This window comes from Faecalibacterium sp. Marseille-Q3530 (genome assembly GCF_017377625.1).
GTDB lineage: Bacteria > Bacillota > Clostridia > Oscillospirales > Ruminococcaceae > Faecalibacterium > Faecalibacterium prausnitzii_E.
This window is the reverse complement of sequence record NZ_JAFREH010000008.1, coordinates 70087-96634: the sequence shown is the minus strand read 5'-3', so window position 1 is coordinate 96634 and position 26548 is coordinate 70087. Positions and strand designations below refer to the sequence as shown.

Genomic DNA, 26548 nt, shown 5'->3' with positions numbered 1-26548 from the left:
GCGTATGATCAATCTGAAAATCGACCCGGAGTTTCAGTCCCAGATTCCTCCTCTGACCGATGATGAATTTAAGCAGCTTGAAGAAAATATCCTCAAAGAGGGCAAGCTGATTTCTCCTTTGATTGTCTGGGGTAATACCCTTGTTGACGGCCACAATCGTTATGAAATCGTTCAGAAGCATCCCGAAATCTCTTTCTCCACCATGCCGCTCCCGTTTGAAAGCCGGGAAGAAGTCCTCGCTTGGATCTGCAAAAATCAACTGGGGCGGCGCAATTTAACCCCAGAGCAGAAGCTGTTCCTCATCGGCAAGCAGTACGAAGCGGAACGTGCGGAACATGGCTGTACTCGTGACGATGTCCAGCGCACAAACGGTCAGTTTAGCCGGAGTTCCCAAAATGGGAACTCCGGTGAGAGCATTAAAACGTGTGAGCGTATCGCCAAGGAAAACGGTGTCAGTAAAAACACTGTTCTTCGTGCCTCGAAGTATATGAAAGGCGTGGAGATTGCGGAAGAACTGATACCGGGCCTAAAGCAGAGCATTCTGTCCGGACAGACGAAAGTGTCCAAAGCGGATATGCACCGCCTTGCCAAGGCGGCCTACCATGACCGCGCACAAACTTTGCAGGATATTCTGCACCCGGAGCTGAAGGTGGAACCGAAGCCTGACGCTGACGGTGTGATTCGCGTTCCGGGCAAAGCGCCTGTCATGCCATTCCGAAAGTTTGAATCGATTTACGACAGCGATGCTTACCCGGAGGATGTACGGTACGAGTATGTGGCTTTGGAAGAACTCACTACTCGTTTCCGCATTTCGTTCAACTACCAGTTGGAGCAGATGCCCGATAATGCGCAGCGTGATGTGATTCTGGAGATCATTCAGAAGCACAAGGACTACCTTGCTTCTCTGGAAGCTGCACTCGCAGATGACAAGGAGCAGACAGCATAACATCAGGCACATGGTATGCTGTTCACAGATGTCCAAAGGAGCGTGCGTTTGAACAAAAAGAAAAAGTCCACAAACACTTCCCCTTATCCTGATGAAGTCATTGACCGTCTGGCACGGGCATTCTACCCGGCTATCCTTGCCTGCTGGAACAGCGAGGAGGGGCAAAGAGAATTTGCCGCATGGCAGGCAGAGCAGGCTCATCATGCCCTCAGCAAAGAGAAACAGAGCGTTCCCGACGGGGAACGCCCTGTTGTACATATCGCTATGGTCTGTGGATTTTTCAGGGTGCGTCCTGTTCAAGGCGCACCTTTTTGTTTTGCTCCGGATTACAGTTCCGCGCCGTTCGTCTCAATGACCTTCTTATACCAGTAGAAGCTGTCCTTGCGCTCGCGGCTCAAATCGCCGGTGCCATCGTCGAACTTGTTGACGTAGATGAAGCCGTAACGCTTTGCCATCTCGCCGGTGGAGGCGGAAACCAGGTCGATGCAGCCCCACGGGGTATAGCCCATCAGGTCCACGCCGTCCTTCACGGCCTCGGCCATCTGTGCAATGTGGTCGCGCAGGTAGTCGATGCGGTAGCTGTCGTGCACTTTGCCGTCCTCGCCCTTCACATCGTAGGCACCCAGACCGTTCTCCACCACCATCAGGGGGATCTGGTAACGGCCATAGATCTCGTTCAGGGCATAGCGCAGGCCCTTGGGGTCGATCTGCCAGCCCCAGTCGGAAGCTTTCAGGTAGGGGTTCTTCACGCCGCCCAGCAGGTTGCCGCCAATGCCCTCCACATCCTTGTGGGTGGTCACGCAGCTGGTCATGTAGTAGCTGAAGGTGTAAAAATCCACCACGCCCTTCTTCAGGGTCTCGGCGTCCTCCGGCTCCATCCGGATCTCCACGCCCAGCTCCTTCCACAGGCGCTTTGCAAAGTAGGGGTACTCGCCGCGCACATGCACATCGCCGCAGTACCAGTTGTGCTCGTTCATGCCCTGCTGGTTGGCCAGCTGGTCATCCGGGTCGCAAGTCATGGCGTAGCTCTGGCCGTAGGCCAGCATGCAGCCCATCTTGAACTGGGGGTAGTGCGCATGGGCGTAGATGATGGCCTGTGCGCTGGCCACGAACTGGTGATGCAAAGCCTGCAGGCGGGTCTGGGGGTCATCCGGTGCACCCATGGCGGGGCCTTCGTAGCCCTGCACGGTACCGGTGGAAAGCACCTGACCAAAGGCCATCATGCCTGCGTTGATCTCGTTGAAGGTGAGCCAGTATTTGACCTTATCCTTGTAGCGCTCAAAGATGGTCTTGCAGTAGTTCATGTAGAACCCGATCAGCTCCCGGGAAGCCCAGCCGTTGTACTTTTCCACCAGAGCGTAGGGCAGCTCGTAGTGGCTAATGGTGACCAGCGGCTCGATGCCGTGCTTCTTGCAGCAGTCGAACACGCGGTCGTAGAACTCCAGACCCTTCTCATTGGGTTCCGTTTCCCAGCCGTTGGGGAAGATGCGGGTCCAGTTGATGGAGGTGCGGAAGGTCTTGAAGCCCATCTCGGCAAACAGGGCGATGTCCTCTTCGTAGTGGTGGTAGAAATCAATGGCCTCGTGGCTGGGGTACAGCCGGTCCGGGTGGATGGTGGTGGTCACCCACTTGGGCACGGTGTGGGAACCGTTTGTGCACATATCGGGCACACTGGCGCCCTTGCCGTCCACATCCCAGGCACCCTCAAACTGGTTGGCGGCACAGGCGCCGCCCCACAGGAAATCGTCGCGGAAAACGCTCATGGTGTTTTTCTCCTTTGTTCATCTGATATAAAAAGCGGGGCAGGCCCTTTACGGCTGCGGCCCTGCACGGCCTGTGGCCGGAGCCTGCCCCTGAATACGGATCTCTATAAAACCCCTGCTAAAACTGCGGTTTACTTCTTTGCCTTGGCGGGCTCGTCGCTGTACACGATATAGGTGATAACGAATGCAGCAACGACCGTGAGCAGGTGGAACCTGCGTCGTCCAGTACGCCAATCGCGGCGAACAGCGAGAGGAAGCCTTTCAGGATACCTTCCTCTGATCAGCCCCGATCTGTCGGTTCTTTGAAGTTTTAGGGAGCTCTCTTACTTCCAGAGAGTGGGGTTGCCGTAACGTGCATCCAGCGCAGCGCTGAACCAGCGACCGTTCATGACATTGCGGATCATCTTCTGCTTCAGCTCTGCCGAAACCGTGGTGTCTGCATCCATGCGGTCCATGATCTCCTCATAAGTGGTGGAGACATCCTTGCAGCCGATCTGTGCATCCGTTGCAGAAGCATCCATCACCATGCTGACCTTGTTGTCCGGGGTCCAGTTCTGCCACTTAGGCAGGGCGCTGTCGCCGGAGAACAGACCCCGGATACCGGTAAACAGGTTGCCATTGGGGTCGCCGGTGGTGAGGAAGTTCTTGAGATAACGGTTGAACAGCACTGCCATTTCCTGATAGCCTTCGCCGCTGAAATCCACCATTGCCGCATAGTTGTTCACCGTGGACAGCATGGGCACAAAGATACCGTGGAATGCGCCCAGAACGGGGATCTGGCTCAGTGCATCGGGGTCGCCGTAGTCGATTTGGCACAGGTAGATATCCGCACCATAATGGTCGTACATGGTCTCGGCGCTGCATTCTGCATTGAAGATGCGGTACATATCGGAGCCGTACTTGACTGCAAAGTCCTTTGCAGCATTAGTCTCTGCTGCCGGGTATGCCTTCATTTCAGCGCTGCCAAAGTATGCATCCCACGCTGCAAACATGCTAAACTCGGTGCTGCCGGTCAGCATCAGCAGGGGCACATTGTTGTACTGGGTAGTGGCAAAGCCCTCTTTGGGCAGCACCACCCCGTCACCGTACAGGTGGGGGAAGACGCTCATGCGGATACCTGCATTGCTCATCAGCGGGCACAGACGGGCGGAGTCCAGACTGTACAGCCAATCCCGAACATCCTCGCCATCGGTCATGAGCCACGCCTTGGCAGCTGCCGTATCTGCAAACAGACCGTCCTCTACCGCCAGCGGCGCAATTGCCCATGCGATCTGGCTCACGCTTGCTGCCTCGTCGGCAATGGTCATGCCGCCGGAGAAGGCAATTGCCTTCTGGAAGCGTCCGGCAAACAGAGGGCTGGTCAGCATTGCCATTACGTCACGACCGCCGGCAGAGAAACCGGAAATGGTGATGTTGTCCGCATCGCCGCCAAACTGTGCAATGTTATCCTTGACCCAGTCCAATGCCTTGGCGATGTCCAGCAGGGTGAAGTTGCCGGTGTCATCGCTGCCCCGGCAGAGGGCAGGCAGGCAGTTGAAGCCGAACAGACCCAGCCGGTAATCCAGCGTGACAAAAACGCAGTTATCCCGAACCACCAGCTCGCTGCCCAGAATTTCCTTGGTGTTGCCGGTCTGGTTGTTGCCGCCGTGGATAAACACCAACACCGGCAGCTTATGAGCGTTGGGGGTGGTATAAACATCCAGCTTCAGGCAGTCCTCGGTGCCGATGGCACCGGAACCGTACTGATAGGCGACCTCACTGGGAGCAGTGCAATCTTTGGCTTCCGTCCACACGGCAGGATCCTGCGGTGCCTGCCAGCGCAGCTCTCCCACCGGGGCTGCACCATAGGGAATGCCGTACCACACAAGGCTCTCGCCCTGATCCAGACCCACGACCGGTCCGTACTGGGTGGAGCGGCGAGGGGTGATCTTTGTCCACAGGCAGTTTTCCTCTTCTGCGGAGGCTGCCATTGCGGGAACGCTGAGGGACGTCATTGCTGCTGCGACGGCTCCTGCTTTCATGAAATTGCGACGGCTGATATAAACGTTACGAGTGCTCATACTATTTCACCTTTCTGCATTTACCTTCTGTTGTAAATTCTTACCTTCTCTGACCAGCCTTGATCTGCCGGTCTTTTTTACAGGTGCCTGAACATTCCTTTGTTTTTGGGGTGCCGTTTACTTCTTGGCAGGCTCATCCTTATAAAGCACGTAGGTCATGGCAAAGCCAGCCACGGAAGCAATGAGGATGGCGATGAGGATGTAGATCATGTTGGTCAGACCCATGACACCGGTGGTGTCGATAAAGCTAGGCAGACCGAACAGCCCCAGACCGCCGATGGAGTAGCTGCGAGTGCGCATGAGACCGGTGAATGCGCCGCCGATGGCACCGGCGATGCAGGAGTAGATGAAGGGAGTCTTCTTGGGCAGGGTGACGCCGTAGATCGCCGGCTCGGTGACGCCGAAGATGCCGGAGATGAAAGCAGGGATGGCGATTTTCTTGAGCTTCTCATCCTTAGTCTTCAGGACGATAGCGAGGACTACGAAGGTCTGTGCAAAGGAGACGCAGAAGTAGGGGCTGAGAATGAAGTCATAGCCCAGCAGACTGTAGTTGATCATGGCAAGAGGTACCAGACTCCAGTGGAGACCAAAGATCACCAGCACCTGCCAGAACGCACCGATGAGGACACCGCCGATGAGACCGCCCACCACGGGGATGCTGTAGATGGCGTTGAAGAACAGGGACAGGATGCTACACAGGATGCTTGCGATGGGACCAATGACCAGATAAGTCAGGGGTACCATGACGATGAGGGTTACAAAGGGAACCACAAAGAGCTTGATAACATCGGGTATCACCTTCTTGAGCCAGTGCTCAAGGGGAGCCGCAATAGCAACTGCCAGAATAATGGGCACTACCGAGCTGGTATAGCCAGAGGCAGGCATGATTACCGGGATGCCGAAGAAGGTGAGGTAGTAGCTCATCTCAAACGCCGTGCCGGTAAACACGGTGCCCAGCACAGTTCCTGCGGTGCTGTTGACCATGGCAGGATAGCACAGGGCGATGCCAATCGCCATGCCGATGAACTCGTTGACCTTGAACTTCTTGGCTGCGGTGTAGCCAAGAACGATGGGCATGAAGTAGAAGAAGCCATCTGCCACTGCGTACCACACCTGATAGGTACCGGAAGCGGCGGGGATCAGACCGAGGAAGTCAAAGAGTGCCAGCAGACCCTTGATGATACCGGTCGCTGCCATAACGCCCAGAGTGGGCTGCAGAGTGCCGGAGATCACATCGATGAGCAGGGAGACAGGACTCTTTTTGCCGCCGCCTGAGGTCTCTTCCACTGCGTTGCCCTCTTCATCCACAGCGCCTGCTGCAGCGAGATGGCCCACTTCCAGCACGGCGTCGTACACGTCGTTGACCTGATTGCCGATGACCACCTGATACTGACCGCCTGCCTGCATGACCTTGATGACGCCGTCGGTGGACTCCAGAACTTCCTTGTTTGCCTTGCTCTCGTCCTTCAACTTGAAGCGCAGACGGGTGATGCAGTGTGCTACCGAGATGATATTGCTCTTGCCGCCAACATTCTGGATGATGATACGCGCAAGACCATCATATTTACTAGCCATAAGTCGATTCTCCTTTTTACATTCTTCGTATGCCTGTGCGGTCAACTCCAGCCGCAGCCTGCCGTTGTTCACGCTGACTGCCGCGATGTACGGCAGTGCCGCCAGCGCCGAACCGTCTGCAAGGCTTTCGTCCTTGAGCGTCAGGGTCAGCTTTGCGCCGCGGCGCACCGCTGCGGCGACGTTTGCCTCGCCGCCTGCCAGCGGATACAGGGCGTGCAGCAGCTCCTGCGGGTCATGTTCGTCCTGTATCATTTCAAGCCTCCCTTGCACAGAGCATACAAAGCTCTGCCGTTATAGTGTCAAACCAAAAACATATAAACGCAGCCCTCGCGCGCCGGGCCGCGGCTATATCAGTAAAAAAGAAAAATCACCCAAAGCATGAGCCGCTGCAGCAATACAAAAGCCCCTAAAAGGCCTGTACAGCTGGTGCTCGATGTCCTGGGTGACGCCCCGCAAACGGTGTGCGGGTAACGATCCGTAAAACGACCGGGGATATTCAGTTGTGGGTTCACCCCTCCACAGCGGTGCGCTCAACGCAGACGCGGTGGATATGCATGATGAGGTACAGCTGCTCTTCTTTGCTGCACTGCCACCCGTAGGTGCCGTGCAGAAAGGTGTCGATCTGCTGTACGCAGGCATAGACCTGCGGGTACTCGTTGCGCATGGTAACGAACATGCTGTCCACGGCGTTATCGGCGTTGAGCGGGTTGCCGTGCATCATGCGCTGTACCAGATACCGCAGATGCATACAGAACCGGGAGTAGCTGAAGCTTTCCTTATTGAGCTGGATCTCCATGCCATGCTCCACGATGGCAGACAGCTCCGAAATGACCTTGGCGGTCAGGATGGTGGAATGCATATCTCCCACCTCGTTTTCCGCCGTGATGATGTGCATGGCAATGCTCACGATCTCGGTGTCCGGCAGATCCACCGCCAGCGTACGGCACAGCTCGTGCAGCCCCTGTTTTGCGATGGCGTACTCATGCGGGTAGAGATGCTGTATATCATAGGCAAGCGGCACCTGAACGTTAAGTCCTTCGCGGCTGCGCTGGATGGCAAAGTTGAGATGGTCGGCCAAGGCATAGGTCAGGTTTGCATTCAGGGTGCAATCCAGTTCTTCTCGGGCTGTATCGGCGATATCGTCCGCCGCCAGAAACACGGCTTCCGGCACATCGCGGAGAAGTGCAAAATACTTCTCGTTCACATCGTAAAAGGTGCGCTGAATGCGGGAAAGATCGGTCAGTTCATAGGGCATGGAGGCAAAGCCGATGCCTTTGCCAAAGACAACGAGCTCCCGGCCCTTTGCATCGCGGGCAAGCGCAACGTTATTGTTGATCTTCTTGTAAACTTCCACGTCTGACCCTGCCCTACAAAAAAATAACTCCCTGCGGCAAACAACGATAGTACGATCACAAGCAAGTCAAACAAGTAAGTCAAACCAGCAAGCAAATGTACAAGTAATGCCTCCAGAGAGTAACAATCCTGTGCTTTTATGATACCGCAGAGGATTCGAAATGTCTATTCGATATCTTCACAAATAATTGACCGTAAATTTGTAGATTATGCTCAGAGCGTCCGTTGCTCTGCAGCAAAAAGGGCTGTTGCACAAGCCCAGACAAAAAGACCGGCGTCATTTAGCTGGGAGCAAGTTGCACCGAACATTTTATACGCACATAAAAATCGTTTTCATCTGTAATTTTGTCGTACAGATGGGAACTGTTTTCCAGGGAATTCTTATAGTGTGGTCAATCTTCTAACCCATGGCTCCCGGCCACGTTCTTCAAATATTCCTCCGGGTCCCCATTCAGAATCAAATCGGCATAGCCCAGCGGGTCATTATAGATAAGGTAGTTCAGTTCCGTCTGCTGTGCCATGGTCACATTCAGCGCATCCTCGACCCCGGTGCAGTCAATGGAAATCCTTCTCCCATCCCGGAGCAGCAGCTCCACGCAGCCGGTGTCCATGTTGAATTTACAGGCTCTTTCATCGTACTTCATAATCGTGTCCTTTCTGCCTTACGGCACCTTTACAGTTGTGACTTTCGTTACACGTTTTTTCTGATAAGGTTTTGAACACACAGCCATCGGGAAGGAGCCTTCATTTTGCTTTCCGAAGAAAACAAAAAAATCCGAACCCTTCTCCTATCGAGAAAAGGTTCGGATTTTCATTGTTTGGTGCGAGTAGTGATACAGCATTTTTTGAAAACCATCGTAGTACAATTCGTTTTTGAGGTCGTCGGATAGCAATTTGCTTGTATCGTACCCAGATGGGCAGCCGTGTTTGAAATCCAGTTGCCTTTTATATACCACACAACCTAAAAATCATCAAGTACGCGCAGCGTTCACTTCTCCCATCACCGGGAGCAAATGGACGCTGCTTTTTTTGTTTGCAACGAAAGGAGGCATCCGTGAAATGGCAGTTTTTCGGGTAGAAAAGAACAGCGGCTACACGGTCATGTCGAACCATCACCTGCGGAACAGGAACTTATCCCTGAAAGCCAAAGGCTTACTCTCCCAAATGCTCTCCCTGCCGGAAGATTGGGACTACACCCTGCAAGGGCTGGCCCGTATCAACCGGGAAAGCATCGACGCGATACGGCAGGCCATCCGGGAACTGGAACAGGCGGGCTACATCCAGCGTTCCAGAGAACGGGACGAGAAAGGGCGGCTGCGCGGTGCAGACTATGTGATCTTCGAGCTGCCGCAGCCCGTTCCTGCATCGGTTTCACCTACATTGGAAAATCCAACGTTGGAGAATCCCACGCAGGAAAACCCTACGTTGGAAAATCCAATGCAATTAAATAAAGATAAACTAATTACAGAAAAACAAAAGAAAGAGGGATTAAATACCGATTCCATTCCTATCCATTCCCTAAACCCCTTGCCTTTGGACGAGGACGAGGCAGCGGCACCGCCGCCGGAACGGACAGGAAGCCGAAAGGAAGCGGCCTATCGAATCTACCGGGACCTGATTTTGGAGAACATCGAGTATGACACCCTCATCCAGAATCCCCGGATAGACCGGGAACAGCTGGACGAGATCGTGGACATCCTGCTGGAAACGGTCTGCACTTCCCGCAAGTCCATCCGGGTGGCCGGGGACGATTACCCGGCAGAACTGGTCAAGGCAAAATTCTTGAAGCTGGACAGCCATCACATCGAGTTCGTCATGGACTGCCTGCGGGATAACACCACCAAAGTCCGCAACATCAAGCAATACCTGCGGGCCATGCTCTTTAACGCACCCAGCACCATCAACAGCTACTATGCGTCCCTTGTGGCGCACGACATGGCGCAGCCCGATTGGGGCCGCCCGCCCAACACCTGACCGAAAGGAGCGTCCACCCATGAGAACCCTTTACCTGCGGCGGCTGGTAGTTCCACCCTAGCTGCCGCTCTGAATTTTCTGCAACAAGGAGGGATTCATATTGCAGGAAGAAGTCACCCAGAAAACTATTGCTCTGTCCATGAAAACGGGCAAGCTCACCGCCCAAGCGTTGCAAGCTGCCCTGAAAAAATATTTGCAGCACCGGGCCAAGGGGCCAAAGCTGCACCACGGCAAGCAAAGCCTGAAACAGCTGAAAGCCCACGGCGCGGCCCTGACCAACATTGAAGTCACGGAGGCGAACATCGGGGCGTTCAAGCCCTGCGCCAAGAAGTACGGCGTGGACTTCACCTTGCGTAAGGACAAGACCACCCAGCCGCCCCACTACATCGTGATCTTCAAGGCCAAGGATACGGACAATCTGGAACAGGCGTTCCGGGAGTTCACAGCCAAAACGCTCTCCAAGGAGCAGCGGCCCTCCATCCGCAAGGTGCTGACCGCAGCCAAGCAGAAAGCGACCCAGCAGCCGAAACGCGCCAAAGAAAAAATCAAGCAAAGGGGGCTAGAGCGATGAAGCCTGAACTGAAAAAACTGCTGGTGCTGAATCTGCCGTATCTGCTGTTCGTGTACCTGTTCGCCAAATGCGGGCAGGCGTACCGTCTGGCGGCGGGCGCGGATGCTTCGGCAAAGCTGCTCCACCTGACGGGCGGCATCTCCGCCGCCTTTGCAAGCCCGCTGCCCAGCCTGCATCCGTTTGACCTCTGCGTTGGCGTTGTTGGTGCGGTGGCTGTCCGGCTCATCGTGTACAGCAAGGGCAAGAACGCCAAGAAATACCGCAAGGGTGAAGAATACGGCTCTGCCCGATGGGGCACCGCCAAGGACATTGCCCCCTACATCGACCCCAAGTTTGAAAACAACATCCTGCTGACCCAGACCGAACGCCTGACCATGACCGGGCGGCCCAAAGACCCCAAAACAGCCCGGAACAAAAATGTGCTGGTGATCGGCGGCTCCGGCAGCGGCAAGACCCGCTTCTATGTGAAGCCCAACCTCATGCAATGTTTCCCCACTTCTGACTATCCCACCTCATTCGTGGTCACAGACCCGAAAGGCACACTGGTTCTCGAAACAGGCCAAATGTTCCAGCGGGCGGGCTACCGGGTGAAAATCCTGAACACGATAAACTTTTCCAAGTCCATGAAGTACAACCCGTTTGTTTACATCCACTCGGAAAAGGATGTGCTGAAGCTGGTGAATACCCTTATCGCCAACACAAAGGGCGAGGGTGAAAAATCGGCGGAAGATTTTTGGGTGAAGTCGGAACGGCTGTTCTACACTGCGCTTATCGGCTACATCTGGTATGAGGCCCCGGCAGAAGAAATGAACTTCACCACCCTGCTGGAAATGATAAATGCCAGTGAAGCCCGCGAGGACGACCCGGAGTTTCAAAGCCCAGTGGACCTCATGTTTGAACGGCTGGAACAGAAAGACCCGGACCACTTCGCTGTCCGGCAGTACAAAAAGTTCTTGCTGTCGGCGGGCAAGACCCGTTCCTCCATCCTGATAAGCTGCGGTGCCCGTTTAGCCCCGTTTGACATCCGGGAAGTGCGGGAGCTGATGGAGGACGATGAAATGGAACTGGACACCATTGGGGATGAAAAGACGGTATTGTTCCTGATTATGAGCGACACGGACACCACCTTCAACTTCATTCTTGCCATGCTTCAAAGCCAGCTTATCAACCTGCTGTGTGACCGTGCGGATGATAAATACGGCGGGCGGCTGCCTGTCCATGTAAGGCTGATTCTGGACGAGTTCGCCAACATCGGGCAGATTCCCAACTTCGACAAGCTGATCGCCACCATCCGCAGCCGGGAAATCTCGGCATCCATCATTTTGCAGAGCCAGTCGCAGCTGAAAGCTATCTACAAGGATGCAGCCGAAATCATTTCGGACAACTGCGATTCTGTTCTCTTTTTGAGTGGGCGGGGCAAGAATGCCAAAGAGATCTCCGATGCGCTGGGGAAAGAGACCATCGACAGTTTCAACACCAGCGAAAACCGGGGTTCTCAAACCTCCCACGGACTGAACTATCAAAAACTAGGAAAGGCGTTGATGTCAGAGGACGAAATCGCAATCATGGACGGCGGCAGGTGCATCTTGCAGCTGCGGGGCGTGAGGCCGTTCTTCTCGAAAAAGTTCGACATCACCAAGCACCCGCACTACAAGTACCTTGCGGACACGGACAAGAAGAACACCTTTGATGTGGACAGGTTCTTATCCACCCTGCGCCGGAAGCGGCAGCAGGTAGTCGCACAGGATGAAAGTTTTGACCTGTACGAAATTGACCTGTCGGATGAAGATGCAGCCGAATAATTTTTATTTTTGAGTGCCGCAGAATAAGCGGCAGAAAGTGAGGACCTTATGGAATTTTTCAACAGCGCAGTCGATACTTTGCAGACGATCGTGGTCGGTCTGGGCGGTGCCCTGTGTGTCTGGGGCGGCATCAACCTGTTGGAGGGCTATGGACAGGATAACCCCGGCAGCAAAAGCCAGGGCGTCAAGCAGCTGGTCGCAGGCGGCGGCGTTGCCCTGATCGGCGTGACCCTCGTCCCGCTGCTGTCCGGGCTGCTGGGCTAAGCCCTGCATCGCTGCCCGTACTTCCCGCATTTTTTAATAACAATACTTAAAATCCTACTCCGCGCTCTCCCGCTCACATGGGAGGGCGCGGGAAAGGAGGTATCTTTGCTTGATTAGTGAGATCATCGAGAAATGGATAAAAGGCATTTTGATCGATGGCATCACGGGCAACCTCTCCGGCCTGTTCGATAACGTGAACGCCAAGGTGGGCGAAATCGCTTCGGACGTTGGTTCTACCCCGCAGGCATGGAACAGCGGCATTTTCAATATGCTGCGCAGTCTTTCCGAAACGGTAGTACTGCCCATTGCAGCGGCCATCCTTGCCCTTGTGATGTGCCATGAGCTTATCCAGATGATTACCGAAAAGAACAATATGCACGACTTCGATACTTCCATGTTCTTCCGCTGGATTTTCAAGTCTGCCTTTGCCATCCTCATAGTCAGCAACACATGGAATATCGTTATGGGTGTGTTCGATGCCACCCAGAGCGTTGTCAACCAAAGTTCCGGCGTTATCATTGGCGAAACATCCATCCACTTTGACCGCCTGATACCCGGACTGGAATTTCAGCTGGAAAGCATGACCATCGGCAGCCTACTCAGCCTGTGGTTCCAGACCCTTGTGGTGGGCCTGACCATGAACATCCTGTCCATCTGCATCTTCCTTGTGACCTACGGCCGCATGATTGAGATTTACGTTGTGACCGCACTGGGGCCTATCCCGCTGGCGACCATGGGCAGCAGCGAGTGGCGCAGCACCGGGCAGAACTATTTGAAATCGCTTTTGGCGTTAGGCTTCCAAGCGTTCCTGATTATGATTGTCGTGGGCATCTATGCGGTGCTGATACGCAACATTTCAGGTGCAGCGGACATTGCCGGGGCTATCTGGGGCTGCATGGGCTACACCGTGCTGCTCTGTTTCTGTCTGTTCAAGACCGGCAGCATCAGCAAGTCGGTGTTTGGTGCCCACTAAGGCCGAGAAAGGAAAAACGTATGGCGTATGTGACCGTTCCCAAAGATTTGACCCATGTAAAATCCAAAGTCTTATTCGGGCTGACCAAGCGGCAGCTGGTCTGCTTCTGCGGTGCGCTTTTAACGGGCGGACCGCTTTATTTTTTGGCCCGGAACTATCTTTCCAACAGTGCAGCGGCCCTGCTGATGATTTTTGCCATGCTGCCGGGACTGCTGTTCGCTCTGTTCGAGCGGCACGGCCAGCCCCTTGAAGTGGTGATTCAGCAAATGATTCAGTGCTGTTTTCTTCGTCCCAAGGAAAGGCCCTATCAGACCAACAATGCTTACGCCGCCCTTGTGCGGCAATACCAAATGGAACAGGAGGTAAAGGCCATTGTCCAGAAAAACGATACCCCGCGAGACCGAAAAGCCCAAAAAGCTCACCCGCGCCCAGAAAAAAGAAATTGATGCCGTTATCCGCAAGTACAAGGGTGACGGCAAGCCCCGCACGGCACAGACCACCATCCCGTATGAGGCCATCTACCCGGACGGTGTGTGCCGCATTGACCGACGCACATTCTCCAAGTGCATTGCCTTTGAGGACATCAGCTATCAGCTGGCCCAGCCGGAGACCCGGACCGCCATCTTTGAACACCTGTGCGACCTCTACAACTATGTGGATGCTTCCATCCATGTGCAGCTTTCGTTTTTGAATCGCAAGGTTGACCCGGTGCAGTACGCAAAAAGTTTTGAGATTGCACCGCAGGGAGATGATTTCGACGACATCCGCGCCGAGTACACGGCCATCCTGCAAAAGCAGCTTGCCAGCGGCAACAACGGCATTGTGAAAACCAAGTACCTGACCTTCACCATCGAGGCCGACAGCCTGAAAACCGCACGGGCGCGGCTGACCCGCATTGGTCTTGACCTGCTGGGCTATTTCAAGACCATGGGCTGCGCGGCGCACGTCATGGACGGGCAGGAGCGTTTGGAGGTGCTGCACGGCATCTTCCACCCAGACGGCGAACCGTTCCGCTTTGACTGGGACTGGCTGGCACCCTCCGGCCTGTCTACCAAGGATTTTGTGGCCCCGTCTTCCCTCTGTTTCGGTACGGCCAAAACCTTTGGTTTGGGCGGCAAGTATGGAGCCGTGAGCTTTTTACAAATCCTTGCGCCGGAACTTTCGGACGAAATGCTGGCCGACTTTCTCAAAACGGAAAGCGGGATTCTCGTCAATCTCCATGTGCAGGCCATTGACCAGACCGAGGCCATCAAAACCATCAAGCGAAAAATCACAGACCTTGACGCCATGAAGATTCAGGAGCAGAAAAAGGCTGTCCGTTCCGGGTACGACATGGATATACTGCCCAGCGACCTTGCCACCTACGGCGAGGATGCCAAAAAGCTGCTGAACAAATTGCAGACCCGGAACGAACGGCTTTTCATGCTGACTTTTTTAGTGCTGAATGTGGCCGACACCAAGCAAAAACTGGGCAACGATGTGTTCCAAGCGGCAGGTGTGGTGCAGAAGTACAACTGCTCTCTTGTCCGGCTGGACTACCAGCAGGAGCAGGGCCTTGTGTCCAGCCTTCCGCTGGGCATCAACCAGATAAAGATTCAGCGCAGCCTCACCACCTCCAACGTGGCGGTGTTCGTGCCCTTTGTCACGCAGGAGCTTTTCCAGAGCGGGGCCGCTATGTACTACGGAATCAACGCAAAATCCCACAACATGATCATGCTGGACCGCAAGCAGGCCCGGTGTCCCAACGGCCTAAAGCTGGGCACGCCCGGCAGCGGCAAATCCATGAGCTGCAAGTCCGAAATCGTCAGTGTGTTTTTAACGACTGCTGACGATATTTTTATTTCAGACCCAGAGGCCGAGTATTATCCGCTGGTCAAGCGGCTGCATGGGCAGGTCATCAAACTTTCGCCCACCAGCAAGGACTATGTGAATCCTCTGGACATCAACCTGAATTATTCCGAAGATGACAGCCCTTTGGCCCTAAAATCGGATTTTGTGCTGTCGTTCTGTGAACTGGTCATGGGCGGCAAAACAGGTCTGGAAGCGATTGAACGTACCGTGATAGACCGTGCTGTGAAAGCTATCTACCGTCCCTATCTGGCGAACCCCTGCCCGGAGAATATGCCCATCCTCTCCGATTTGCACCAAGCCCTGCTCGACCAGCACTTGCCGGAAGCGGACCGGGTAGCGCAGGCATTGGACTTGTATGTGTCCGGCTCGCTGAATGTGTTCAACCACAAAACGAATGTGGACATCCACAACCGGCTTGTGGCCTTTGACATCAAAGAGTTAGGAAAACAGTTAAAAAAATTGGGGATGCTCATTATCCAAGACCAGATATGGGGCCGCGTCACCCAGAACCGCAGCCAAGGCCGGGCCACATGGTATTTTGCAGACGAGTTCCACCTTTTGCTGAAAGAGGAACAGACCGCCGCGTACAGTGCCGAGATTTGGAAGCGCTTCCGCAAATGGGGCGGCGTGCCCACAGGTGCCACCCAAAATGTGAAGGACCTTCTTTCTTCCCCGGAGATTGAGAACATTCTGGAAAACAGCGACTTCATCACGCTGCTGAATCAGGCATCCGGCGACCGCAAAATCCTTTCGGAACGGCTGAACCTCTCCGCAGACCAGCAGAAGTACATTGACAATTCCGAACCGGGCGAAGGACTGCTGATTTTTGAGAACGTGGTGTTGCCGTTTTCCAATCCCATTCCGAAAAATACCCAGCTCTATAAAATTATGACCACCCGGCTCGGCGAGGTGGTGGAGCTATGAGCTTAACACATTTCAGCTTGTTTTCCGGCATCGGCGGCATCGACCTTGCCGCGGAAGCAGCGGGGTTTACCTCTGTCTGTCAATGCGAGTGGGCGGCATTTCCCGCCGCTGTGCTGGCAAGCCACTGGCCGGAAGTGCCCCGTTTTCAGGACATCACCACTGTAACAAAGGAGGCTTTCTTTGAAAAAACAGGACTTCGCACCGTCACCCTCATTTCAGGCGGCTTCCCGTGCCAGCCGTTCTCCACCGCAGGGCGGCAGCGCGGCTTCCACGATGAACGCTACCTGTGGCCCGAAATGCTGCGGGTCATCCGGGAATTGCAGCCCCGTTGGGTGCTTGGAGAAAATGTTGCTGGCTTCCTCCGTATGGGGCTCGACAAAACGCTCATTGACTTGGAGCAGTCAGGTTACGATGTTCGGGTTTTCGTATTACCTGCTGCTGCCGTTGGCGCGTGGCACGAGCGGAAACGGGTATTCATCATCGGCTCTGCTGCTTCCCACGCCCCTTGCCAGCGACACCGGGGATGTGGGCAAGGGGCTGGACATTCAAATCTCTGCGAATGGCAGCTACCGCAAGATGAACAAGGATGGCAAGGCGTGGACAGCGCGGCTCTCCCATGTGGTCTACCGCATGACCCCCACCACGCTGGAAAAGCCCTATCTCAACCCGGACTGGGTAGAGTGGCTGATGGGTTTCCCGCGCAAATGGACGGACATTCCCTTTGGGCCAAAGAGCCCACCGACATCCCACGCCTGACCGAAGATGTGCCGAACCGCAGCAAGCGGATGAAAACGCTGGGCAATGCGGTTTCGCCGCCTCAAGTATTTCCGATTCTCAAATACATTGCGGACATTGAAACGGGCCGCTGTCCGATGGGAGGTGAAGAAACTTGAAAGAATTGCAGGCAAAAGCCAAAGTCACCCAGACCATGACCCGTGATGGTCTGGTGGTGGAAAATCAAGCTGACGGCACTGTGGAGAACATTTCCAGCCGGGAGGCGGAACAGGATTATTCCACGGATGCCGAGGGCAAGGCCGAAAAAATTCTGGAACGCGCCGAGGATGTAAAGGCTAAGCACAAGGCAAAGAAAAAAGCAAAACAGGCTGCGGAAACCGCCGAAAGTGAAGATGGCCTGCACGGTTTGGCGGCCCGTCTGGAACTGACCGAAGAAGAACAGGCAAACCCGGAATTGCAGCCGTACATCCAAAAGGCGGAAGCGAAAGCCGACAAGCTGGATGCGGCCCGTGCCGCTCTGCCGAAAAAGCGTGTCCCGGTCAAGGAAAAAATCTACGATGCCGCCAGCGGCAAGGCAAAATCCACTCTGCGTTTTGAGCAGCAGGACAAAGGCCCGCCCAGCCTGAAACCAAACCCGGCCAGCCGTCCGCTGTCGGAAGCATTGCTGTTCGCCCATGGAAAAATCCACGAGGTCGAACATGAAAACGTGGGTGTGGAGGGTGGCCACAAGGGTGAAGAACTGGTGGAGCATCAGACCTCCAAGGTCATCCGCAGCGGCATCCGGCACCACAAGATGAAGCCCTACAAGGCTGTGGAAAAGGCAGAACGGGAATTGCGTTCCGCCAATGCGGAGTATTTCTATCAGAAGTCTTTGCGGGACAATCCGCAAATTGCGCAGTCTGCCAGCAACCCCATTTCCCGGATGTGGCAGAAACGGCGTATCAAACAGCAGTATGCCAAAGCTGCACGGCAGGCCGGCCAAGCCGCCGCGCAGGGTGCGGCCACCACCGCAGAGAACGGTTTCCGGGTAACGAAGCTGGCAGCCGAGGGCGGCGAACGAGTGGCCGAATTTGCGGCCCGGAACTGGAAAACCATTCTGATCGTGGCGGTGTTCGGTCTGCTGGCTCTGCTCTTGATAACGGGTTTGCAGTCCTGCACCGTGATGGCGGGCACCGCTGGAACCGGCGTGACGGCATCCTCTTACTTTTCCAAGGACAAGGATATGCTGGGTGCAGAGAAAGCCTACGCCAAGCTGGAACAAAAACTACAACGGTATCTCGACACCTACGAGGCCACCCACAACTACGATGAATACCATTTTTATCTGGACGAAATCGAGCATGACCCCTATGTGCTGATCTCGATTTTGTCCGCGCTCCATGATGGCGTTTTTACATTGGCCGAGGTGCAGGGCGAACTTGAAATGCTCTTTGAAAAGCAGTACATCCTGACCGAGACCGTGACCATGCAGATACGTTACCGTACAAAAATGATGGTCATTATTGGCCCGTATGGTGTGCCGCAGGTTATCACCTACCAAGAGCCGTATGAATACTACATCTGTACGGTCAAGCTGAAGAACAAAGATTTATCTCACCTGCCCGTGGAAGTGCTGACCGAAGAACAACTTAGTGCCTATTCGCTCTATATGCGCACGCTGGGCAACCGGCCGGATTTGTTCGGGCAGGCACAGTACCCCAATGCGTCCACCATCAAGCAGCCCACCTACTACGATATTCCCCCGGAAGCACTAAAGGATGATAGGTTTGCCGCCATGATGGAGGAAGCCACGAAGTACATCGGCTACCCGTATGTGTGGGGCGGCAGTTCGCCCAGCACCAGCTTTGATTGCAGCGGCTACATTTCGTGGGTGCTGAATCACTCCGGCTGGAACGTGGGCCGCCAGACCGCACAGGGCCTTTACAACCTCTGTACTCCTGTTTCGACGGCGCAGGTCAAACCGGGCGACCTTGTGTTTTTCAAGGGAACCTACGATACCCCCGGCGTGAGCCATTGCGGTATCTATGTAGGCGATTCCATCATGCTGCACTGCGGCGACCCTATCTCTTACACGAACCTCAACTCAAAATATTGGCAGGAACATTTTTACAGCTATGGGCGTTTACCGTGACGCCAGAAAGGATTTTGTATGGCAAAAAGACTTTTCCGCATTGAGCGCGACATCGAACGGCTCAAAGAAAAAATCTCTGAATACCAGCAGCAGTTGAAAGAACTGGAAGCTGCAAAGACCGAACAGGAAAATCTTCAAATCATTCAGCTGGTGCGCAGTATGAACATGACACCGGACGAGTTTGCAGCCTTCCTGCGCAGCGGTGCGCTGAATGCCACGCCCACCGTCACCCCGTACCATAAACAGGAGGATGCCGCCGATGAAACCTGACAACTGGAACCGTTTCGCTGCCGGACTGCTGGCTATCCTGCTCTGCCTCTGCTCGTTCTCCATGCCCGCCTTTGCAAGCGGCTCTGACCCGGCCCCGGAACCTCTGCCGGAGATTATCGAAGAAGAACCCACTACGGGCGGCATGGAGCCGGAGGGCGTGCCCATCACACCCAAAGGCAACGCAACACTGGTGGATGATTTTTATGGTGACAAGCAGCTTATCACTGTGACCACCAAAGCCGGGAATTATTTTTACATCCTAATTGACCGTGCCAATAAGGACAAAGAAACCTCTGTCCACTTCCTGAACCAAGTGGACGATGCCGACTTGCTGGCCCTACTGGATGAAGAACCGCAGGAAACCGAAGTCTGCACCTGCACCGTGAAGTGTGATGTCGGGAATGTCAATGAAAACTGCCCCTTGTGTGAAAAGAGCCTGCGCAACTGCACGGCCCCGGAAGCTGTGAAAACTGACACCGAAACGCCGCAGGAAAAGCCTAAGTCCAACATGGGCAGTCTGATAATCCTGCTGGTGCTGGCTCTGGCGGGCGGCGGCGCGGCCCTCTATTATTTCAAGTTCCGCAAGCCCAAGGCCGATACCACCGGGCACGATGATCTGGATGAGTACGATTTTGGCGAGGACGAAGATGCAGACGAGGAACCGGCTGAAATCGAGATTCATTCGGAGAACGGACAGGAGGACGAAACATGAGCGTTCAGCTGGTAATTGCCGAAAAGCCCAGCGTAGCCCGCAGCATTGCCGCCGTGATCGGGGCCGCTGAAAAGCAAAACGGCTATTGGCAGGGTGGCGGGTATCTGGTCAGCTGGTGCATCGGGCATCTGGTGTCCTTTGCCGAGGCTGGCCAGTACGACGAAAAATACTGCAAATGGCGGTATGAGGATTTGCCCATCCTGCCCCAACCGTGGCAGTTCATCGTCCCGGACGAGAAGAAACAGCAGTTTGAAGTTCTGCGCACCCTGCTCAACCGCCCGGATGTGGACAGTGTGACCGCCGCGACCGACGCAGGCCGGGAGGGAGAACTGATTTTCCGTTTCGTCTACCAAATGGCCGGCTGCACGAAACCCGTAAAGCGGCTCTGGATTTCCAGCATGGAGGATGCCGCTATCCGGGAGGGCTTTGCAAACCTGCGCCCGGATTCGGATTATGATGCTCTGTATCAATCGGCCCTCTGCCGTGCAAAGGCGGATTGGCTGGTGGGCATCAATGCAACACGGCTGTTTTCGGTGCTGTATCACAAAACCCTGACGGTAGGCCGGGTGCAGACCCCGACACTGAAAATGCTGGTGGACCGGGATGCAAAAATTCTGCGCTTCCAAAAAGAAAAGTATTACACAGTCGGCATCCAGTCCGGCAGCCTGAAAGCAGACAGTGGGCGCATTTCGGATGCAGAAACTGCAAATTCTCTCAAAGAAAAATGCACAGGCACAACTCCCGTTTGTACTTCTGTCAAACGGGAGAAAAAGACAGAACAGCCGCCCAAGCCCTATGACCTGACCACCTTGCAGCGGGAGGCAAACCGCCTGTTCGGATTTACGGCAAAGCAGACCCTTGATTATGCCCAGCAACTTTACGAGAAGAGACTGCTGACCTATCCCCGCACGGACAGCCAATATCTGACCGAGGACATGGGCCAGACAGCACAACATCTTGTGTCTGACCTGCTGGAGCTGCTGCCCTTTGCCCAAGAGCTTGACTTGACCCCGGAAGTGGGCCGGATTCTGAACAGCAAAAAGGTATCGGACCACCACGCCATCCTTCCCACGGCCGAATTTGTAAAACAGGGCTTCACCGGCCTTGCGGAAAGTGAATGCAAGCTGATGAACCTTGTCTGCTCCAAACTGCTCTGTGCGGTGGCCGCACCCCACGAGTACGAAACAGTGACCGCCGTGTTCTCCTGTGCAGGGAACGAGTTCACCGCCAAGGGAAAAACGGTGCTTGTCCCCGGATGGAAAGAGATCGACCAACGGTTCCGCTCCACCATGAAAGCAGACGGCGAAAAAGAAACGGAAGCCCTGAACACCCTGCCGGAACTGGCCGAGGGGCAGAGTTTCCGCGTAACTTCTACCGTATCGGAACACTTCACATCCCCGCCGAAAGCCTACACCGAAGATACGCTCCTGTCAGCAATGGAGCGGGCCGGGGCCGAGGATATGCCGGAGGAAGCGGAACGCAAGGGGCTGGGTACTCCGGCCACCCGTGCGGCGATTCTGGAAAAGCTGGTGCAAATGGGCTTTGTGCAGCGCAAGGGCAAACAGCTTGTCCCCACCAAGGACGGCATCAATCTGGCGGTGGTTCTGCCGGAAAGCCTGACCTCTCCCGTCCTGACCGCCGAATGGGAAAACCGCCTGACCGAGATTGCCAAGGGCAACGCAGACGCGGACGAGTTCATGGCTGAAATTGAAACGCAGGTGCGCCAGCTGGTCAAGACCTACTCCTGCATCAGCGCGGACAAGCAGAACTTATTTCAGTCGGAACGGGTTATTATCGGCAAGTGTCCCCGGTGCAGTGAAAACGTCTATGAGGGCAAGAAAAACTTCTACTGCGGGAACCGTGGCTGTCAGTTCGTGATGTGGAAGAATGACCGCTTCTTTGAGCAGCGGAAAAAGGCGTTCACCCCGAAGATCGCCGCCGCTCTGCTCAAAAACGGCAAGGCAAAGGTCAAGGGCCTCTACTCCGAAAAGACAGGCAAAACCTATGATGCAACGGTGCTTCTCGCAGATACAGGAGGCAAGTACGTCAATTACCGGGTAGAACGCAAAGAGTAAGGCAAAAATACGAGGGCCGGTTATGGTAAGGTGAAGCATTCATTTTGCCATAACCGGCTCTCTCTATCCGTAGGATAGCAAAAAAGGAGTGTGACCAAATGGGCGAATTATTTTCCATCCAGCTGCAAAATCGGCAGCAGCAAGGCAGGGATGGCATCTGGCTGGACCTGCCCACTACAACCGAACAGGTACAAGCGGCCCTGCGGCAAATCGGCATTTCGTCCGATAATCCGCAGGGCCTTTTCATTTCCGGCTATTTTGCCGAGGAAGAAAAGCGTTTTGCCATCCCCTACAACATGGTGCTGGCATCCAATGTGGACGAGCTGAACTTTCTGGCCGCACGGCTGGAAACGCTTTCTGCCGGGGAACGCGCAGAGCTGAACGCCGCCCTGCAAGCCCCGCAGAGTGAGCTTTTCAGCATCGGGAGAATCACCGACTTTCCCGAAAACGTGGACTACTATGTGCATCTGCCGGATGTGCACGGACCTGCCCAGCTAGGAGATTACTACCTGAATCGCTCCGGCATGGTGGATATGCCGAAAGAATGGAAAGGCGGCATCGACACGGCGCAGTTCGGCCGGTATGTGGCCCAGCAGGAGCAGGGCGTGTTTACCGAGTATGGCTACCTTGTCAAAAGCGGGGATGTGTGGCAGAAAGTCCACGAGGGCCAGCCTGTGCCGGAAGAATACCGGGTGCTGTCTTTTCCTGCATTGGAAATCCTGCGGGATGCGGCCAACATCCCACCGCCGGTGCAGTCCACAACAGAACAGCAGAAAGTTATTCCCATCATCCTGAACGGCAAGGACAGCGCAGAGCGCATGAAAGAAATCACGGACCGGCTGGAAACAGGCATTCAAGAATTATTCGACAGTGACCGCTACAAAGCCTACCTCACCACGATGGCAAAATTTCATAATTACAGCTTCAACAACACCTTGCTGATCGCCATGCAGGGCGGGCAGCTGGTGGCAGGCTTCAACAAGTGGAAAGACACATTCCACCGCACCGTAAAAAAGGGCGAAAAAGGCATCAAAATTCTTGCTCCTGCGCCTTACAAGGTCAAGCAGAAGATGGAAAAGCTGGACGAGCAAGGCAAGCCGATTCTGGACAAGGACGGCAAGCCACTGACGGAAGAAAAGACGGTGCAGATTCCGGCGTTCAAAGTGGTGTCCGTGTTCGATGTCAGCCAGACCGAGGGCGAACCTCTGCCCTCTATCGCGGTAAATGAGCTTTCCGGCAGCGTGCAGGACTACCAAGATTTTTTCAAGGCATTGGAGCAGTCATCCCCGGTGCCCATCGGGTTTGAGGGCATCGAGGGTGGCGCGCATGGGTACTTTCATCTGCTCGACAACCGCATTGCCATCCAAGAGGGCATGAGCCAGCTGCAAACCATCAAGACAGCCATCCATGAGATTGCCCATGCTAAGCTGCACGCCATCGACCCAGACGACCCGGAACAGGCCAACCGCCCGGACAGCCGCACCCGCGAGGTGCAGGCCGAAAGTGTGGCCTATGCCGTCTGCCAGCACTATGGGCTGGACACGTCCGAGTATTCGTTTGGCTATGTAGCTGGGTGGAGTTCGGGCCGGGAACTGGCCGAACTAAAAGCCTCTCTGGAAATTATTCGCAGCGCGGCCCATGAGCTGATCTCTGCGTTGGACGAACATCTGGCAGAACTGCGCCAGCAGCGGGAAGCAGACCTTTCCGCCGCACAGGAAGCCGCATTTGCGCTGGACAACGGCAATATTTTATTCATCCAGACCTGTGATTCCGGCTATGACTATACACTGTATGATGCGGACAAAAAGGCTCTGGACGGAGGCCAGCTGGACGCGCCCGGTCTGACCCTGCCAGATGCCGGGCAGGAAGCACTTAATCTGCTGGGGCAGACAGCCGCAGTGTCGGAAGTCCTGTTGGGCGACAAGCTGGCGGCGTTCCAAGAGGCGGAGGAAAAAGCAAATGAACTTTCTGCCCCGGAAGCAGAAAAAGCCGCTGCGACAGATTTATCCGCAGAGCCTACGGTCACGATTTTGTGGAGTGAAAGCGACAAGCTGCAGGACGGCGAAACCATGCCGCTGTCCGTGGCGAATCGTGTTTTTGAAGAACTGGACACCACCCAGCACACAGAACGGGAAAAGGATGGCTACACGGGCGGCTGGTATGACAAGACCGCATTCCGTATTGATTTTACCCTGAACGGCCAGCCGGACAACTACGAGGGGCGGCAGGATTTCGGGGATGGGGAGGGTTCTTTGGTTCAGCATATCCAGAACTACCACGAATACTACGCCAAGGACGAGAGCTGGAAAAACTTCGTGCTGCACAACAAAAGCCCGAAAGCATGGGAACAGGACAAGGCAGAGCGGGAAATGGTGCTGACTGAGTTTATCCCGTACCTCAAACAGCATTGCAACCTTTCCGCTATGGAGCAGACGGCTACCGCCGCTTTGCGGGAGGGTCAGGATATTTCGCCGGAACGAACCGCTTATTACAATGCCATTGTAACCTATGCGCAGGACTGCCGCCCGCTGCTTAACCAAGGCCAGTATAACTTGCCGGAACCGCCCAAGTTGGCTGACTTTGACCAGAGCTTGCAGGATTACAAGGCACAGGTGCAGGCCGAGATCGCGCAGGAAGCGGCTGCTGCTGGAATGACGGTTGAGAAATATGCGGCGGCAGGCTTTGAAGCACCGCAGCAGGACAGCTTTTCCATCTGCCAGCTGCGCAATGAGGATTCCACCCGTGATTACCGTTTTGAACCTTACGACCGCCTGCAAGCCGCTGGCCGGACCGTGGACAAGTCCAACTATACGGAAGTGTACACCGCGCCGCTGACTGCTGGCACCACGTTGGAGGACATCTACCGCACATTCAATGTGGACTATCCGGCAGATTTCAAGGGACACTCGCTGTCTGTTTCGGATGTGGTGGTGCTGCACCAGAATGGGCAGGACACCGCCCACTACTGCGACAGTGTGGGCTTCCAGCAGGTGCCGGAGTTCTTGCGGGAAAATCCGCTGCGCACTGCAGAACTTTCCACCGAACAAAACGAAAATATGATTGATGGCGTGCTGAACAATGCACCATCTCTGGGCGAATTGGAGGCAAAAGCAAAAGCCGGAGAACAAATTTCTCTGACAGACCTTGCCGCCGCAGTCAAAGCCGAGGAAAAGGCGCCGAAAGCAAAAAAATCCCGAACGGCCAAATCGAAAAAGCCGTCCATCCGGGCACAGCTGGATGCCGCAAAAAAGGAACAGAGCAAGCAAACGCAGCCACGAGAAAAGACAAAGGAATTGGAGGTGTAAGCCGTGCAAAAATTTGAAAATATGGATGTGATCGCTGCGCTGGAAGCCATTATGCACCAGAACACCGCATACTATCAGAGCGATTTTGCCTATGACATCAAGATGCTGCGGGAGGCCGCCCGCAGCGACCAGCCGGAAGATAAGCTGCTGTTGTGGCTGTCCCGGCCCTCTGGAACATTCTGCTTCCGGGAACGGGACGTGCTGCTCAAAGACACGCAAGCCTACAACACATGGAAATTCTGCGGCGAACAGACCCATGACAGGATTCTTGCCTATGCGGTGGAGCTGACCGGCGCGGCCAACGGAACTGTGCAAGGCAATCTGTATGAACTGGACTACCAGCAGCATTTCCAGCATATCCGGGATGCCGCTCTGCTTGTGGGTGCCAATCGCCTGATCTACGAAAGTGGGATGCGGGAAATTGGCCTCAAAGAGCATTTCGACAGCCGATCGGACAAATATTTTGGAGAGTTCGTGCGGTATGAAATGCAGCCCCGTGACCCGGAACTTCTGCAAGCGACCATCCGACAGGAGCAGCGCAGCCGGGAACCTGCACGGCCCAGTGATTTCAAAGAACATCTTGCAGCACTACACACCGGGCTGATTGAAGCCGAAGCGCAGCGTATCGCAACCGATATAAAGCGGCTGGCTGCTCCCAACAGCCCGGACAAGAATCATTTTATGGTGGAGGTATCGCCGTATTTCACCAAGCTGGCATCCAGCCGGGACACGGACCAGCTACTTGCCATGTTGCCGTACAAGTCCCTGCACCTGTCCAGCGTGAAAGACCGTTTCGGCATCTACGCGCTGGTTGGCAAAAACGAAAACCGGGACAAGGGCATCTGCAAGCCCCGCACTTCCGTCCGCAAGCAGCTTTCCGAAACAAAACAGGCCGCCAGCCCGAAAAAGGCAGCGGCCCGCAGCAAGCAACACGAAATGGAGGTCTGACGCATGAATTTCAGCGTAGAAGAAGAAAATTTGATTTGTATGTACCACACTTCTGACCGCCGCCGGACGATGGCGCGGATGATGGCCGCACTGCCGGACATGGACACGGAAATGCGGAGGCTGGCAAATAGCGCCGTTGCCAAGTTGGAGCACATGACCGATGCTGACTTTGACGGACAGAGGTTTGATTTTGCGGGTGAGTGATACTGCCAGCTCGACAATGACACATTATTTTTAGAGAGAGTAATGTGCCATTGTCAACACAGAAATAGCCGGACACGGTAGCCTTGTGGCTGCTGTGTCCGGCTATTTTTCA

The 26548-nt window shown here is 54.9% G+C and carries 22 protein-coding genes; 17 read left to right on the top strand and 5 right to left on the bottom strand.

Going from position 1 to position 26548, the window contains the following annotated elements; genetic code table 11:
- The first annotated feature begins 4 nt into the window (after positions 1-4).
- Entirely contained in the window at positions 5-946 is a 942-nt protein-coding gene (locus J3350_RS08435) for a hypothetical protein (protein WP_207686317.1), read from the top strand.
- A gap of 42 nt (positions 947-988) precedes the next feature.
- Positions 989-1318 carry a transposase gene (locus tag J3350_RS08430; RefSeq protein WP_243111436.1) on the top strand — a complete coding sequence of 110 codons (330 nt, stop codon included), beginning with the start codon at positions 989-991 and terminating at the stop codon, positions 1316-1318.
- Here the strand turns inward: J3350_RS08430 and J3350_RS08425 are convergent.
- From J3350_RS08425 to J3350_RS08405, 5 genes are all read right to left on the bottom strand, one after another.
- Positions 1273-2709: a glycoside hydrolase family 1 protein gene (locus J3350_RS08425; RefSeq protein WP_120120334.1), complete on the bottom strand. Its 1437-nt coding sequence runs from the start codon at positions 2707-2709 to the stop codon at positions 1273-1275. The two genes, J3350_RS08430 and J3350_RS08425, sit on opposite strands and share 46 nt — an antisense overlap.
- 323 nt (positions 2710-3032) lie before the next feature.
- On the bottom strand, positions 3033-4769 hold the full coding sequence (locus J3350_RS08420) for a carboxylesterase family protein (protein WP_120120472.1): 1737 nt from the start codon (positions 4767-4769) through the stop codon (positions 3033-3035).
- A gap of 117 nt (positions 4770-4886) precedes the next feature.
- A complete protein-coding gene (locus J3350_RS08415) occupies positions 4887-6596 on the bottom strand; it encodes a PTS transporter subunit EIIC (RefSeq protein WP_242700197.1) in 1710 nt (569 codons plus the stop codon).
- 256 nt (positions 6597-6852) lie between these two features.
- Entirely contained in the window at positions 6853-7698 is an 846-nt protein-coding gene (locus J3350_RS14150; RefSeq protein ID WP_370569295.1) for a PRD domain-containing protein, read from the bottom strand.
- Positions 7699-8089: 391 nt separating this feature from the next.
- Positions 8090-8341, bottom strand: a complete 252-nt coding sequence (locus J3350_RS08405; protein WP_120120332.1) for a DUF6061 family protein — start codon at positions 8339-8341, stop codon at positions 8090-8092.
- Positions 8342-8756: 415 nt separating this feature from the next.
- On the opposite strand from J3350_RS08405, the gene J3350_RS08400 reads away from it, so the two are divergent.
- The 15 genes from J3350_RS08400 to J3350_RS08330 all read left to right on the top strand — a co-directional run bounded on the left by J3350_RS08400 (position 8757) and on the right by J3350_RS08330 (position 26436).
- Positions 8757-9671 carry a DUF6017 domain-containing protein gene (locus J3350_RS08400; RefSeq protein WP_207686316.1) on the top strand — a complete coding sequence of 305 codons (915 nt, stop codon included), beginning with the start codon at positions 8757-8759 and terminating at the stop codon, positions 9669-9671.
- Between the two features lie 100 nt (positions 9672-9771).
- A complete protein-coding gene (locus J3350_RS08395) occupies positions 9772-10242 on the top strand; it encodes a PcfB family protein (protein WP_207686315.1) in 471 nt (156 codons plus the stop codon).
- Positions 10239-12044 carry a VirD4-like conjugal transfer protein, CD1115 family gene (locus J3350_RS08390; protein ID WP_207686314.1) on the top strand — a complete coding sequence of 602 codons (1806 nt, stop codon included), beginning with the start codon at positions 10239-10241 and terminating at the stop codon, positions 12042-12044. Before J3350_RS08395 ends, J3350_RS08390 begins: the two co-directional genes overlap by 4 nt.
- Positions 12045-12092: 48 nt before the next feature.
- Positions 12093-12308, top strand: a complete 216-nt coding sequence (locus J3350_RS08385) for a Maff2 family mobile element protein (RefSeq protein WP_005922889.1) — start codon at positions 12093-12095, stop codon at positions 12306-12308.
- Between the two features lie 109 nt (positions 12309-12417).
- Positions 12418-13281, top strand: coding sequence for a VirB6/TrbL-like conjugal transfer protein, CD1112 family (locus J3350_RS08380; protein WP_005927770.1), 864 nt, complete (start codon positions 12418-12420; stop codon positions 13279-13281).
- 20 nt (positions 13282-13301) lie between these two features.
- On the top strand, positions 13302-13727 hold the full coding sequence (locus J3350_RS08375) for a PrgI family protein (protein ID WP_207686313.1): 426 nt from the start codon (positions 13302-13304) through the stop codon (positions 13725-13727).
- The gene (locus J3350_RS08370; protein WP_207686312.1) at positions 13654-16056 is read left to right on the top strand and encodes a VirB4-like conjugal transfer ATPase, CD1110 family; all 2403 of its coding nucleotides are present in this window, start codon (positions 13654-13656) and stop codon (positions 16054-16056) included. The genes J3350_RS08375 and J3350_RS08370 overlap by 74 nt, the downstream gene beginning before the upstream one ends.
- Positions 16053-16949, top strand: a complete 897-nt coding sequence (locus J3350_RS08365; protein ID WP_207686311.1) for a DNA cytosine methyltransferase — start codon at positions 16053-16055, stop codon at positions 16947-16949. The genes J3350_RS08370 and J3350_RS08365 overlap by 4 nt, the downstream gene beginning before the upstream one ends.
- Positions 16946-18922, top strand: a complete 1977-nt coding sequence (locus J3350_RS08360; RefSeq protein WP_207686310.1) for a C40 family peptidase — start codon at positions 16946-16948, stop codon at positions 18920-18922. Before J3350_RS08365 ends, J3350_RS08360 begins: the two co-directional genes overlap by 4 nt.
- A gap of 18 nt (positions 18923-18940) precedes the next feature.
- Positions 18941-19192, top strand: coding sequence for a DUF4315 family protein (locus tag J3350_RS08355; protein WP_207686309.1), 252 nt, complete (start codon positions 18941-18943; stop codon positions 19190-19192).
- Positions 19182-19904, top strand: a complete 723-nt coding sequence (locus tag J3350_RS08350) for a DUF4366 domain-containing protein (RefSeq protein WP_207686308.1) — start codon at positions 19182-19184, stop codon at positions 19902-19904. Before J3350_RS08355 ends, J3350_RS08350 begins: the two co-directional genes overlap by 11 nt.
- Entirely contained in the window at positions 19901-21979 is a 2079-nt protein-coding gene (locus J3350_RS08345; RefSeq protein WP_207686307.1) for a DNA topoisomerase 3, read from the top strand. The genes J3350_RS08350 and J3350_RS08345 overlap by 4 nt, the downstream gene beginning before the upstream one ends.
- A gap of 98 nt (positions 21980-22077) precedes the next feature.
- Positions 22078-25284, top strand: coding sequence for a YodL domain-containing protein (locus J3350_RS08340; protein ID WP_207686306.1), 3207 nt, complete (start codon positions 22078-22080; stop codon positions 25282-25284).
- A gap of 21 nt (positions 25285-25305) precedes the next feature.
- Positions 25306-26232, top strand: a complete 927-nt coding sequence (locus tag J3350_RS08335; RefSeq protein ID WP_207686330.1) for a hypothetical protein — start codon at positions 25306-25308, stop codon at positions 26230-26232.
- A gap of 3 nt (positions 26233-26235) precedes the next feature.
- Complete coding sequence (locus J3350_RS08330; RefSeq protein WP_207686305.1) at positions 26236-26436, top strand: transposon-transfer assisting family protein; 201 nt, start codon at positions 26236-26238, stop codon at positions 26434-26436.
- Positions 26437-26548 lie beyond the last annotated feature (112 nt).